General features: G+C 72.2%; 12 protein-coding genes, 2 tRNA genes and 1 riboswitch. Of the genes, 12 read left to right on the top strand and 2 right to left on the bottom strand.

Annotation, left to right across the window (positions count from 1 at the left end; translation table 11 throughout):
• Window positions 1-154: 154 nt before the first annotated feature.
• The 6 genes from ACSP97_RS18890 (at window position 155) to ACSP97_RS18915 (ending at window position 5852) form a co-directional block, all read left to right on the top strand.
• Complete coding sequence (locus ACSP97_RS18890) at window positions 155-676, top strand: hypothetical protein (protein ID WP_440553454.1); 522 nt, start codon at window positions 155-157, stop codon at window positions 674-676.
• Window positions 677-905: 229 nt separating this feature from the next.
• On the top strand, window positions 906-3041 hold the full coding sequence (locus ACSP97_RS18895; RefSeq protein ID WP_440553456.1) for a DEAD/DEAH box helicase: 2136 nt from the start codon (window positions 906-908) through the stop codon (window positions 3039-3041).
• Window positions 3042-3153: 112 nt separating this feature from the next.
• Window positions 3154-4662, top strand: a complete 1509-nt coding sequence (locus ACSP97_RS18900) for an amino acid permease (RefSeq protein ID WP_355146782.1) — start codon at window positions 3154-3156, stop codon at window positions 4660-4662.
• An 88-nt stretch (window positions 4663-4750) separates the two neighbouring features.
• Window positions 4751-4823: transfer RNA gene (locus ACSP97_RS18905), tRNA-Lys, on the top strand.
• A 325-nt stretch (window positions 4824-5148) separates the two neighbouring features.
• Complete coding sequence (locus ACSP97_RS18910; protein WP_435799217.1) at window positions 5149-5316, top strand: hypothetical protein; 168 nt, start codon at window positions 5149-5151, stop codon at window positions 5314-5316.
• Window positions 5313-5852, top strand: a complete 540-nt coding sequence (locus ACSP97_RS18915; RefSeq protein ID WP_358269951.1) for an NADPH-dependent FMN reductase — start codon at window positions 5313-5315, stop codon at window positions 5850-5852. Before ACSP97_RS18910 ends, ACSP97_RS18915 begins: the two co-directional genes overlap by 4 nt.
• 72 nt (window positions 5853-5924) lie before the next feature.
• On the opposite strand, the gene ACSP97_RS18920 is transcribed toward ACSP97_RS18915, so the two are convergent.
• Complete coding sequence (locus ACSP97_RS18920) at window positions 5925-6563, bottom strand: DUF2637 domain-containing protein (RefSeq protein ID WP_355321363.1); 639 nt, start codon at window positions 6561-6563, stop codon at window positions 5925-5927.
• Between the two features lie 375 nt (window positions 6564-6938).
• Here ACSP97_RS18920 and lspA point away from each other — a divergent pair, with 375 nt between their 5' ends.
• Both lspA and ACSP97_RS18930 read left to right on the top strand, forming a co-directional pair.
• A complete protein-coding gene (gene lspA, locus ACSP97_RS18925) occupies window positions 6939-7502 on the top strand; it encodes a signal peptidase II (protein ID WP_440553459.1) in 564 nt (187 codons plus the stop codon).
• Window positions 7499-8662 carry a dihydrofolate reductase family protein gene (locus ACSP97_RS18930; protein WP_440553460.1) on the top strand — a complete coding sequence of 388 codons (1164 nt, stop codon included), beginning with the start codon at window positions 7499-7501 and terminating at the stop codon, window positions 8660-8662. Before lspA ends, ACSP97_RS18930 begins: the two co-directional genes overlap by 4 nt.
• Window positions 8663-8722: 60 nt before the next feature.
• Here ACSP97_RS18930 and ACSP97_RS18935 read toward each other — a convergent pair whose 3' ends face one another.
• On the bottom strand, window positions 8723-9319 hold the full coding sequence (locus ACSP97_RS18935; RefSeq protein ID WP_440553462.1) for a TetR/AcrR family transcriptional regulator: 597 nt from the start codon (window positions 9317-9319) through the stop codon (window positions 8723-8725).
• Window positions 9320-9406: 87 nt separating this feature from the next.
• Here ACSP97_RS18935 and ACSP97_RS18940 point away from each other — a divergent pair, with 87 nt between their 5' ends.
• The 4 genes from ACSP97_RS18940 to ACSP97_RS18955 all read left to right on the top strand — a co-directional run bounded on the left by ACSP97_RS18940 (window position 9407) and on the right by ACSP97_RS18955 (window position 13038).
• A complete protein-coding gene (locus ACSP97_RS18940; RefSeq protein WP_440553465.1) occupies window positions 9407-10261 on the top strand; it encodes an NAD(P)H-binding protein in 855 nt (284 codons plus the stop codon).
• Between the two features lie 133 nt (window positions 10262-10394).
• Window positions 10395-10468 (top strand) — tRNA-Met (locus ACSP97_RS18945).
• Between the two features lie 314 nt (window positions 10469-10782).
• Window positions 10783-10949, top strand: a riboswitch (cyclic di-AMP (ydaO/yuaA leader).
• Between the two features lie 9 nt (window positions 10950-10958).
• The gene (locus ACSP97_RS18950; RefSeq protein WP_388292403.1) at window positions 10959-12020 is read left to right on the top strand and encodes a M23 family metallopeptidase; all 1062 of its coding nucleotides are present in this window, start codon (window positions 10959-10961) and stop codon (window positions 12018-12020) included.
• 73 nt (window positions 12021-12093) lie between these two features.
• Window positions 12094-13038 (top strand): aldo/keto reductase, encoded by a 945-nt coding sequence (locus ACSP97_RS18955; protein ID WP_355146798.1) that lies wholly within the window; start codon window positions 12094-12096, stop codon window positions 13036-13038.
• Window positions 13039-13083: the final 45 nt, after the last annotated feature.

The following is a 13083-nucleotide window of genomic DNA, read 5'->3' on the forward strand; positions in this document are numbered from 1 at the left end:
CCGACCGGCCCGCCCGCCCGCCGCCGACCGGCCCGCCCGCCCGCCGCCGACCGGCCCGAGCGCCCGCGGAGTTGATGCGTACGCGGCGCGTGTCCTCCTGCGGGTGGCGGGAGTTGGGGAGGTTGACTCCTTTCCTTCCCCGGAGGTGGCCGCCGTGCGCCCCTTGTACGTACCTGCCCGAATGGTCGTCACGGCGCTGGCCGTCTCGCTCGCCGCCGGCTGTGTGAGCGTGGCCGACCCCGGCGGGCGGACCGCCCCCTCGCGCCCGGCCGGACGGTCCGGCGGCCCCGCCGCGGCGGCGGTCGGCGGCCCGGCGGCGGACGGCCTGGCCGGTCCCGGACGCGTCGAGACGGAGGGCGACGGCAGGCAGGGGCACGACGGCCGGCACAAGCCGGGGGAGCCGGCTTCGGCGTCGGCCGGTGCGTCCGGCGCCGACAGCGCCCCCGCCTCTTCCGCGAAGCCCCGCAAGAGCCCCGGGGCCCCGCAAGCGCCGTCCGGGGGCCAGCCGACCCCGGGGCCCACCTCCGCCCCGCCCGAGCCGCCGGCCACCACCCCGCCGCCGCCCGCCACGGAGCCGCCCTCGGCCGAGCCGTCCTCCTCGGCGCACGAGGACCCGGGCCCGCAGCTCGTCCAGCGCGAGCCCGCGCCCCGGCCGGCCGCGCTGGCCCGGGTGTGACCCGACGCACACGGATTCGGGCGGTCCGGAGCGGGGATCGGTTTGCCTTCGGGGGCGGTGGGTGCGTATGGTGGTAGATCGTTTGATCCCATTTGCCCGGCGCCACCACAGAGCGCGCCGTGTGGCGCGTACTCTCCTTTGCCGTGGCGGACCGCATTGAGGCGGTCGTGTGCGAATCACGGAGTTGACGGGCGCGTGCCGACGAGACTCCGGAAGGTTTCGCATTCGCATGTCCGTGTCCAGTTTTGACCAGATCGTCGTGTCCGAGAACGAAAACGAACTCGTGGACGAGACGACCGAGGCCACTGAGACCCAGGCCCCCGAGGCCCCCCAGACCACCTTCGCCGACCTCGGCCTCCCCGAGGGCATCGTGCGCAAGCTCGCACAGAACGGCGTGACGACCCCCTTCCCGATCCAGGCCGCGTCCATCCCGGACGCCCTGGCCGGCAAGGACATCCTCGGCCGTGGCCGCACCGGCTCCGGCAAGACCCTCTCCTTCGGTCTGCCCACCCTGGCCACGCTGGCCGGCGGCCGCACCGAGAAGAAGCGCCCCCGCGCGGTCATCCTCACGCCGACCCGTGAGCTGGCCATGCAGGTCGCCGACGCGCTGCAGCCGTACGGCGACGTCCTCGGCCTGAAGATGAAGGTCGTCTGCGGCGGCACCTCGATGGGCAACCAGATCTACGCCCTGGAGCGCGGCGTCGACGTCCTCGTCGCCACCCCGGGCCGGCTGCGCGACATCATCAACCGCGGCGCCTGCTCCCTGGAGGACGTGCGGATCGCCGTTCTCGACGAGGCCGACCAGATGTCCGACCTGGGCTTCCTGCCCGAGGTCACCGAGCTGCTCGACCAGGTCCCGGCGGGCGGTCAGCGCATGCTCTTCTCCGCCACGATGGAGAACGAGATCCAGACCCTCGTCGACCGCTACCTGACCGAGCCCGTCTCCCACGAGGTGGACGCGGCCCAGGGCGCGGTGACGACCATGTCCCACCACATCCTCATCGTGAAGCCCAAGGACAAGGCGCCGGTCACCGCCGCGATCGCCTCCCGCAAGGGCCGCACGATCATCTTCGTCCGCACCCAGCTGGGCGCCGACCGCGTCGCCGAGCAGCTGCGCGACGCCGGTGTGAAGGCCGACGCGCTGCACGGCGGCATGACCCAGGGCGCCCGCACCCGCACCCTGGCCGACTTCAAGGACGGGTACGTCAACGTCCTGGTCGCCACCGACGTCGCCGCCCGCGGCATCCACGTCGACGGCATCGACCTGGTGCTGAACGTCGACCCGGCCGGCGACCACAAGGACTACCTGCACCGCGCGGGCCGTACCGCGCGTGCGGGCCGCACCGGCACCGTCGTCTCGCTGTCCCTGCCGCACCAGCGGCGCCAGATCTTCCGCCTGATGGAGGACGCGGGCGTCGACGCGGCCCGGCACATCATCCAGGGCGGCGCCGCCTTCGACCCGGAGGTCGCCGAGATCACCGGCGCCCGCTCCATGACCGAGGTCCAGGCCGAGTCCGCCGGCAACGCCGCGCAGCAGGCCGAGCGCGAGGTCGCCCAGCTGACCAAGCAGCTGGAGCGCGCCCAGCGCCGCGCGACCGAGCTGCGCGAGGAGGCCGACCGCCTGGTGGCCCGGGTCGCCCGCGAGCGCGGCGAGGACCCGGAGACCGCGGTGGCCGAGGCGCAGGCGTCGGCGGCCGAGGAGCTGGCCGTGGCCGAGGAGCCGGCGGCGCAGCCGGCCGAGCGCGAGGAGCGTCCGGCGGCTTCGGCGCCGTACGAGCGCCGGGAGCGCCGCGGCTACGACCGTGACCGCGGCGAGCGGGGCTTCGAGCGTCGTGACGACCGCGGTGGCCGTTCCTTCGAGCGTCGTGACGACCGCCGTCCGTTCGGTGACCGCGACCGTGACCGTGACCGTCGCGACGACCGCGGCGGCCGTTCCTTCGAGCGCCGTGACGACCGCCGTCCGTTCGGTGACCGCGACCGTGACCGTGACCGTGACCGTCGTGACGACCGCGGTGGCCGTTCCTTCGAGCGCCGTGACGACCGTCGTGACGACCGTGGCGGCCGTTCCTTCGAGCGTCGTGACGACCGCCGTCCGTTCGGTGACCGCGACCGTGACCGTGACCGTCGCGACGACCGCGGTGGCCGTTCCTTCGAGCGCCGTGACGACCGTGGCGGCTTCCGTCGCGACGACCGTGGCGGCCACCGGGGCAGCGACCGTCCCTTCAACCGCGACCGCCGCGACGACCGTCCGGGCTTCCGCTCCGGTGGCCACGAGCGCCCCTACGGCCGTCGTGACGACCACCGCGGTACCGGCTCCTCCTTCGGCCGCCGTGACGACAAGCCGCGCTGGAAGCGCAACGGCTGACCTCGGCTCCGTACTCGCCGGAAGGGCCCGCACGACTCGGTCGTGCGGGCCCTTCCGCATGCCGCCCCCGAGTGACGCATGTCACGCAGGCGACGGGGGAATTGCTGGGGGCATGACAGATGAAGACGCGACAGCGGGTGTGCCGTCGGACGAGGAACGGCTGGCCCAGCTCGGTTACACGCAGGTCCTCGCCCGCCGGATGTCGGCGTTCGCCAACTACGCGGTGTCCTTCACGATCATCTCGGTCCTGTCGGGCTGTCTGACCCTGTACTCCTTCGGCATGACCACGGGCGGCCCCGCCGTGATCACCTGGGGCTGGGTCGCGGTCGGCCTGATGACACTGCTCGTGGGTCTGTCGATGGCCGAGATCTGCTCGGCCTACCCGACCTCGGCCGGCCTGTACTTCTGGGCCCACCGGCTGGCGCCGCCCCGCTCGGCGGCGGCCTGGGCGTGGTTCACGGGCTGGTTCAACGTACTGGGCCAGGTCGCGGTCACCGCGGGCATCGACTTCGGCGCGGCCTCCTTCCTCGGGGCCTACCTGAACCTCCAGTTCGGCTTCGAGGTCACCCGCGGCCGCACCGTCCTGCTCTTCGCCGCGATCCTGCTGCTGCACGGCCTGCTGAACACCTTCGGGGTGCGGATCGTCGCCTTCCTGAACAGCGTGAGCGTGTGGTGGCACGTGCTCGGCGTGCTGGTCATCGTCGGCGCGCTGGCCGCCGTGCCCGACCACCACCGCTCAGCGGGCTTCGTCTTCACCCACTTCGTCAACGAGACCGGCTGGGGCAGCGGCGCCTACGTGGTCCTCCTCGGCCTCCTGATGGCCCAGTACACCTTCACCGGCTACGACGCCTCCGCCCATATGACCGAGGAGACGCACGACGCCGCCACGGCGGGCCCGAAGGGCATCGTGCGCTCCATCTGGACGTCCTGGATCGCGGGCTTCGTCCTGCTGCTGGGCTTCACCTTCGCCATCCAGTCGTACGACAAGGAACTGGCGTCCCCCACGGGCGCCCCGCCGGCCCAGATCCTCCTGGACGCGCTCGGCGCCACCTCAGGCAAGCTGCTGCTCCTGGTGGTGATCGGCGCCCAGCTCTTCTGCGGGATGGCCTCCGTCACCGCCAACAGCCGGATGATCTACGCCTTCTCCCGCGACGGCGCGCTGCCGTTCTCCCGCGTCTGGCACACGGTCAGTCCGCGCACCCGCACCCCCGTGGCGGCGGTCTGGCTGGCCGCGCTGGGCGCCCTGGCCCTCGGCCTGCCCTACCTGATCAATTCGACGGCGTACGCGGCGGTGACGTCCATCGCGGTGATCGGGCTCTACATCGCCTACGTCGTGCCGACCTTCCTGCGGGTCCGCAGGGGCGCCGCGTTCGAGCGGGGGCCGTGGCACCTGGGCCGCTGGTCGGGACCGATCGGAGTGGTCTCGGTGCTGTGGGTCGTGGCGATCACGATCCTCTTCATGCTCCCGCAGGTCTCCCCCGTCACCTGGAAGACCTTCAACTACGCCCCCGTCGCCGTCCTCGTCGTCCTCGGCTTCGCCACCACCTGGTGGCTCGTCTCGGCCCGCCACTGGTTCCTCGGCACCACCCGCGCCCCCGCGCCCGACCCCGTCGAAAAGTAGCCATCCGCCGCCACGACGCGGCCGGGTCCCCGATACCCGATCGGAGACCCGGCCCTCTGCGGCTATGCTCGGACAGGCAACATCGCCTGGGCCCTTAGCTCAATTGGCAGAGCAGTGGACTTTTAATCCATTGGTTGTGGGTTCGAGTCCCACAGGGCCTACAGGATCGCCCCCAGCTCAGAGGTAGTTCGAGCTGGGGGCGCGTCCGTTCTAGGTGGGTTTCATGATCGCTAGCTCAGTCGAAGCTCAACCGAGTCGCGGTGATCATGGCAGCAGATGCGCGACGACCCCGGGATGAGGGGAGCGGGCGGCCGCCCTACGAGGGCGGCCTCCCTGCCCCGCCTCCGGTGTCCTCTCCGGGGCCGCGAGCGGCCCCGGCCTTCGGCGGGTTTCATCCGTGACCGGCGGGTCGGCGTCGCTGCCGGACACGGAGGAGGAGGAGGAGGAGGCCTTCGGCGGCTGCGTGAGCTGTGGCTGCGGGGCAACGTGATCGAGGCGTTGCCGTCGTCCATGGCCGGCCTGTGCGAACTGCGCCACCTGGACCTGCGGGAGAACGCCCTGCCCGAACTGCCGGCCGTCTGTTCCGGACGCGCGGGCGCCTCCGGGTACGGGACGCGCCAACTCCGGTACGGATCACTATCGTTGGCCGGATGACCGATCATCCGGTGATTCTGTTGTTGTCGGGGAGCCTGCGCGGCGGGTCCAGTAACGAGGCGCTGTTGCGGACCGCGCGGGCCGTGGCGCCGGAGGTGGGGGTGCGGGCCGAGCTGTACGAGGGGCTGGCACGGCTTCCGCACTTCAACCCGGACGACGACACCGATCCGCTGCCGGCGCCGGTGGCCGGGCTCCGGGAGGCGATCGGGCGGGCGGCCGGGATGCTGATCTGCACGCCGGAGTACGCGGGCACCCTGCCGGGATCGTTCAAGAACCTGCTGGACTGGACGGTCGGCGGCGTCGAGATCAGCGACAAGCCGGTCGGCTGGGTGAACGCGGCCGCGCCGGGGCGGGGCGAGGGCGCCGAGGCCACGCTGCGGTCCGTGCTGGGGTACACCGGCGCCCGCGTCGTGGACGCGGCCTGTGCGAGGGTGCCGGTGGAGCGGGGGATGGTCGGCGAGGACGGGCTCGTCGCCGACCCACGGACGCGGCGGCGGCTCGGCGAGGTGCTCGCGCGGCTGGCGGCGGTTGGCTAGCGGCCGGCGGCGGCCGGTCGGGGGACCGTGCGGGTGCCGTCGTCGGCGCGGCACCCGGTCACCGTCTCGTCCTCACCCGCGCGGTACGTCGTTGCGCCGGCTGGGGGCCGCGTGGCGGGGGCGGGTCACCTTGGAGGAGACCTGGCCGACGATCTCCCAGAAGCACACCAGCGCGGTGATCGGCGGAATTCCGAAAATGACCAGCGCCAACGGGGAATGCGCCGCGTGGCTGACGCACAGGCCGACCGCCATCGCGGAGGCGCCCAGCAGAACCCCCCAGGAGCGCCGGGAACTTCGGTTCTGCACGGTCGCCCGGAGAATGGACAGCGCCGCCACGAGCCATGGCCCGTACACGGTCAGGGGCCACCATCGTGCCAGCCGCATCGGCAGCACCGAGGAAGCGGTGGCGCGGAGTTGGGCGTAGGAATAGGAAAAGGACCAGCCCAGCATGCAGATCGCGCACACCGAGATCGTCGCGATCAACAGCGTGACGTGTGCGCTGCGCTGGTTGTCGCGTGGCGTTCCGGGTTCCGTGCGGATGCGTCGGCGGTTCTTCCGGTGGCTGGACCTGCCGTGCGGCGGGGCCGGGGAAGGATTCGCGGCGGACGCGCCGGACAGCATCTGGGCCAGCTCTTCGACCGGGTCCCACTGCATCTCGAGCGTGCTGAACTCATAGTCACACAAAACGTCTTCATCGTGAATCCTGTCCATGGGCCGGTCCTAGAGCCTCACCATTGCCCGCAGGTACTCACTCTCCAGCTGACTGATTCTCTTCAGGAAATCGTCGAGGAGATCGGAGCAGCCGTCGGTGAACACCTCGCCTTCCTTGCTTTCCAGCCGGAACGTGACCGGCGAGTGGAGATTCAACGCTGTGCGTCTCTCAATGCGTGCCACGGTCAGCTAACGAGCCTCTCGGGAAGAGGGGGTGTGGGGCATTCGGGTGCTTCTGTAACTCGAAAGCGGGGTCCGGCGGTCGTATGACAGCAACTGGAGAAAATACGAATGCCGTTTCGGATGGCCGAGGTTCCCGGGGAGCGCCGCCTGACGGCCCGTACGCTGGACGGGGGAACGGGGAGGAGAACGAACGTGAAGCGGAGCGAGCCGGGCGCGGGCGGCGCCCCCGCGGCACGGCGGCGGGTACGGGCGCTGTGGCTGGTGGCCGCCGTCGCCTACGCCCTCGACCTGGGGAGCAAGGTCGCGGTGGTCGCGCGGCTGGAGGGCCGGGCTCCGGTGCCGGTGCTCGGGGCCTGGCTGGAGCTGCGGGTGCAGCGCAACCCCGGCGCGGCCTTCGGCATGGGCGGCGCGTCGACCATCGTGTTCACGCTGATCGCGCTCGCGGTGGCCCTCGTCATCGTGCGGATGTCGCGCCGGCTGACCAGCACCCCCTGGGCGGTCGCGCTGGGGCTGCTGCTGGGCGGCGCGGTCGGCAACCTGACCGACCGGCTCTTCCGCTCGCCCGGCGGGATGCGCGGCGCGGTGGTCGACTTCGTGGCGGTCCGCGACTTCAGCGTCATGAACCTCGCCGACTGGGCGATCACCTGCGGCGGCGTACTGATCGTCGTCCTGTCCTTCGGCGGACACGAACCGGGGGACGCGCGCCCTCCCCGGGAACGGGCCGGGCGCCGGCGGGCCGCACACTTGAGCCGATGAGCACCGAGCGAGCCTTCACCGAGTCCGCGCCGTACCCGTACGTCCTGCTGTCCGCCGCCGTCTCCCTCGACGGCTGCCTGGACGACACAGGACCCGAGCGGCTGCTGCTGTCCGGGCCGGCCGACTTCGACCGGGTCGACGCGGTACGGGCCTCGGCCGACGCCCTCCTGGTCGGCGCCGGCACGATCCGCGCCGACAACCCCCGGCTGCTGGTCGGCTCGCCCGAGCGCCGCGCCGCCCGGCTCGCCGAGGGGCGGCCGGAGCACCCGCTGAAGGTCACCGTCACCGCGTCCGGCGATCTCGACCCCGCCGCCCGGTTCTGGCGCACCGGGGGCGACAAGCTCGTCTACACGACCGATCGGGGCGCCGCGCGGGCCGCCCGGCTGCTCGGCGGCGCCGCCGACGTCGTGCCGCTCGGCCCGGACCTCGACTGGCGGGCCCTGCTCCGCCATCTGCGCGCCGAGCGAGGGGTCGGCCGGCTGATGGTGGAGGGCGGGGGCACCGTGCACACCCAGCTCCTTCGGCAGGGGCTGGCCGACGAGCTCCAGCTGGCCCTCGCGCCGCTGATCGTCGGCGACCCGGGGGCCCCGCGGCTGTTCGGGCCCGGCCGCTACCAGGAGGGACGGCTGCGCCTGGTGGAGACCCGGCGGATCGAGGACGTCGTCCTGATGCGCTACGAGCCCACCGCGCCCGGCACCGGTCCGCTGCCCGCCGCCGCCGACCGGCACTGGCTGCGCACCGCCTGCGAGCTGGCCGCCCTGTGCCCGCCCTCCGAGACGGCCTTCAGCGTCGGCGCGGTCGTGGTCGCCGCCGACGGCACCGAGCTGGCCCGCGGCCACTCCCGGGAGGGGGACGACCCGGTGGTGCACGCCGAGGAGGCGGCACTCGCCAAGATCGATTCCGCCGACCCGCGGCTGCCCGGCGCCACCGTCTACAGCAGTCTGGAGCCCTGCGCCCGCCGCGCCTCCCGCCCCGCGCCCTGCGCCGAGCTGATCCTGCGGGCCGGGGTGCGCCGGGTGGTGACCGCCTGGCGGGAACCCGACACCTTCGTCGCGGGTGCCGACGGCACCGGTGTCCTCGTCCGCGGGGGTGCCGAGGTCGTCGTCCTGCCCGCGTACGAGACCCTGGCCAAGGCACCGAACCGGCATCTGCTCGGCTGATCGGGACGGCCCCGTGGGGCGAGCCGCTCCGTCAGCAGGGAGCCCTGCCGAGACGCCGGGTCACCGCAGTTGGTCGAACGCCTGGTCGGCGTCGGCCACGGCCTCGGGGTGGATGTCGCGGGCGGCTCGGCCGTCGGCGATCCTCTGCCAGTTGGTCCGGGCGAGCACCCGTTGGACCGCGAGCACCTGCGCGGCTCGCAGGCGTGCCCGGATGCCTTCGCCGAGGGCCTTCGCCAGTGCTTCCTCGTCCTCGAGCCGGTACTGCGTGAGCCGTCCCGCCAGGCTCGGCGTGGTGAACACCAGCCGATGGAACGCCACCACCTCGGGGTGATCGTTGAGGCCGGTGACGGGGTCGTACCGATCGAGGCCGGCCCGGAAGTGCCGGTGCAGTGCCGTCACCGGCTCGATGCCGGGCTCACGGTCACGTACGACGCGTGCCGCCTCGCCCTGGTGATCCGCGAACCGGTGCAGCACCAGGTCTTCCTTGGTGGGGAAGTACCGGAAGAGAGTCGGCTTGGAGACCTCGGCCGCTGCGGCGATGTCGTTGACCGAAACACGGTCGAAGCCGCGCTCCAGGAACAGCGAGACGGCCGCGTCGCCGATGGCGTCGCGCGTCCGCTCCTTCTTGCGGGCCCGCAGTCCCGTCGGCTCGCTCATCTGGCCACCGTAACATTCGTTACCGAGTTGCTTTTTTAACCGGGTAACGTTTTCATGAGTGGCGTGCATCAGACAGACATTCCTCCCGTGCTCGTGACCGGCGCGACGGGCCGGGTCGGCCGCGTCGTCGTCGACCGACTCCTCGAAGCGGGCGTACCGGTCCGCGCCCTCATCCATCGCGCCGAGACGGCGGCGACGCTGCCGGCGAAGGCCGAGGTCTTCACCGGCGACCTCACCGCGCCCGAGTCACTCGACCCGGCGTTGAAGGGCGCCGGTGCGGTCCTCCTCGTCTGGACCGCCCCGCCCGAGACGGCCGAGGCGGTCGTCGCGCGGCTGGCAGCCCACGTGCGGCGGGTCGTCTTCCTCTCCTCCCCGCACCAGACGCCGCACCCCTTCTTCCAGCAGCCCAATCCCATGGCCGTGCTGCACGCCGACATCGAGCGGCTCATCGCGGCGACCGGACTCGAACCGACGATCATCCGGCCCGGGATGTTCGCGTCGAACTCGCTGGCCTGGTGGGCACCCGCGATCCGGGCCGGCGAGACCGTCCGGTGGCCGTACGGCGCTGCCGAGACGGCACCGGTCGACGACCGCGACGTCGCGGCCGTCGCCGCGCGGACGCTCCACGAGGACGGACACGTCGGAGCCGACTACGTCCTCACGGGCCCCGAATCGCTGACCCACGCCGCGCAGGTGGACGTCATCGGTGACGCCCTGGGGCGCCGGATCGCCTTCGAGGAGATGACGCCGGACGAGTTCCGAAGGCTGTCGGAGGGCACGGCGCCCGCCTCGGTCGTCGACATGCTGCTCGCCGCGTGGAGCGCGGCGGTCGGACAGCCCGCGTACCTCACCACCGCGGTGGCCGACATCCTCGGGACGGCGCCGCGGACGTTTCGCCAGTGGGCCGCCGACCATGCCACCGCGTTCACGGAGGGTCCGTAGCCGGGGTCGCCGTCGCGGCGGACCGCGTCGCGCCGCAGGTCGGGCCGTCGGCCCGGTGGTGACCCGGACCTGGGGGCCCGCGGCAAAGCCGTGTGCTCGGCACCCCGAACATGGCGTACACTGGAATCACCGACGCGGGGTGGAGCAGCTCGGTAGCTCGCTGGGCTCATAACCCAGAGGTCGCAGGTTCAAATCCTGTCCCCGCTACTGAAGACTCAGGGCCGGAATCCATGCACTGGATTCCGGCCCTGAGTGTTTTCCGGCAGCCGTCGCCGCGGCTCCCGTAAGAGGTATCACCTACGGTGACCGTGCGACCGCCGTACGCATAACAACTGAGTCACCATCAAAAACCGGATGACTCCTGAACCCCGGTCAACTCGCCCGGTTTGGCGGCCCCCTGGGCGGTAAGTCCACGCCCCAGAGCCGTAATGATCAAGCCGAACGGCTTGGAAAGTGACGGCCGAGTCTATTAACGTTCGATAACGCAGCGCGGTCGTCCCAGCCGTCACCCGAGGCGGCTCCGTGCGCACGCGCCGAATCCCGTAAGGGAACCGGGGAACCACCACCTTGGGGTGAATCACGCGGACACCACCGTGAACTCAGCGAGTCCACGGCCGGTATACGCGCGTAGGAGACCTTCCTGCTCCGAACCCGTCAGCTAACCCGGTAGGCGGAGGAAGGAAAGGAGCACGCCCCCGTGGCGTCCAACCGGCCTGCCCCACAAGCCCCGTTCGTGCCCGCCCAACGCGATTCCGAGCCGTTCGGCCACGGCCCCGGCCCCGAGGGCGAGGGCCCCTGGGAGGAGTGGAACCCCACCGAGGAGTCCGTCGCCCCGGTCCGCGGCCGGCACCGCGTCGTCAAGCAGCGCGGCGGCTTCGCACGCAGCTCCACCGTCCTCGGCGTCGGTGTGATCGCCGCCGTCGGCGCGGGCGGCATCGCCAGCGCCAACACCGGCAAGTCCCCGGTCTCCATCTCCATGCCGGACCTGCCCTCCGTCTCGGTGCCGCACCTGTCCTCCGTGGAGCACCTGCTCGGCGACGACTCCGCCGGTTCCGCCGAGAAGCACCAGGCCACCGACACCGCGCTCACCGGCATCGGGCAGACCACCGAGGACGGCACACCCACCGGCGCCGGCGAGGCCCTGCGCAACCGGATCATGGCCCAGGCCGAGCAGCAGCAGGGCCAGGCCGACAGCAAGGCCACCGCCGCCATGGTCGCCGCCGCCCAGCAGCAGAGCGACGCGGCGGCCGCCCAGGCCGCGAAGGAGGCCGCCGACAAGGCCGCCACCGCCAAGCAGCAGGCCGAGGCCGACGCCAAGAAGGCCGCCGAGGCCAAGCGGCTGGCCGAGCTGGCCAAGCAGTACACGCTGCCGGTCGTCTCGTACACCATCACCGGCACCTTTGGGCAGCCCGGCGCCATGTGGTCCTCCGGCTACCACACCGGCCTCGACTTCGCCGCCCCCACCGGCACCCTGATCAAGGCCGTCCACGGCGGCACCATCACCCAGGCCGGCTGGGCCGGTGCCTACGGCTACCGCACCGTCCTCACCCTGGACGACGGCACCGAGCTGTGGTTCTGCCACCAGTCCTCGATCAACGTCTCGGTCGGCCAGAAGGTCACCACCGGCGAGGTCATCGGCCGGGTCGGCGCCACCGGCAACGTCACCGGACCGCACCTGCACCTGGAGGTGCACCCGGGCGGGCAGGCCACCGGCGTCGACCCGGCGCCCTGGCTGCGCGACAAGGGCCTCACCCCCTGAGCACACCGGTCCCCGTGGCGATTTCGGGCCGGCGGCGGAACGCGGGCGTCCACCGCGGGTGTAATGGTGGAGCATGACTTCTCTGCGCACACTGGGCTCTTCCGACCTCGAGGTCTTCCCGCTCTGCCTGGGCGGCAACGTGTTCGGCTGGACCGCCGACGAACAGACCTCCTTCGCCGTCCTGGACGCCTACACGGCCGCGGGCGGCAACTTCGTCGACACGGCCGACGTCTACACCGCCTGGGTGGAGGGTCACCAGGGTGGCGAGTCCGAGACCGTCATCGGCAAGTGGCTCAAGGCCCGCGGTAACCGCTCCGACGTCGTCATCGCCACCAAGGTCAGCCAGCACCCGCAGTACCCGGGCCTGTCCGCGGCCAACATCAAGGCCGCCGCCGACGCCTCCCTCGCCCGCCTGGGCACCGACTACATCGACCTCTACTACACCCACTTCGACCAGCCTGACGTGCCGGTGGAGGAGATCATCGGCGCCCTGGACGAGCTGGTGAAGGCCGGCAAGGTGCGGCAGATCGCCGCGTCCAACATCAGCGCCGAGCGGCTGCGGGAGTCCCTGGACTTCTCCACCCGTGAGGGCCTGGCCCGCTACGTGGCGGTCCAGCCCCACTACAACCTGGTCTCCCGCGACACCTACGAGGGCCCGCTCCAGGACCTCGTCGCCCGTGAGGGCCTGTCCTGCGTGCCGTACTTCGCCCTCGCCGCCGGCTTCCTCACCGGCAAGTACCGGCCCGGCCGGAAGGTGGACAGCGCCCGCGCCAACCGGGCCGCGGACTACGCGGAGACCGAGCGCGGCCAGAAGGTCCTCGCCGCCCTCGACGAGATCGCCGCCGCCCACGAGGCACCGCACGCCACCGTCGCCCTCGCCTGGCTGGCCGCCCAGCCGACGGTCACCGCCCCGATCGCCTCGGCGCGCACGCTGGACCAGCTCCCGGCCCTGCTGGGCGTCGGCGAACTGAAGCTGACGGACGAGGAGCTGAAGAAGCTGACGGACGCCTCGGCGTAGCCGGCGGCAGCGGGGTTCCGGGAGGTCCCGGGGGTCCCGGCGGCG

The sequence above is a fragment of the Streptomyces sp. SCPE 10 genome, from assembly GCF_051980735.1.
GTDB classification, from domain to species: Bacteria; Actinomycetota; Actinomycetes; order Streptomycetales; family Streptomycetaceae; genus Streptomyces; species Streptomyces misionensis.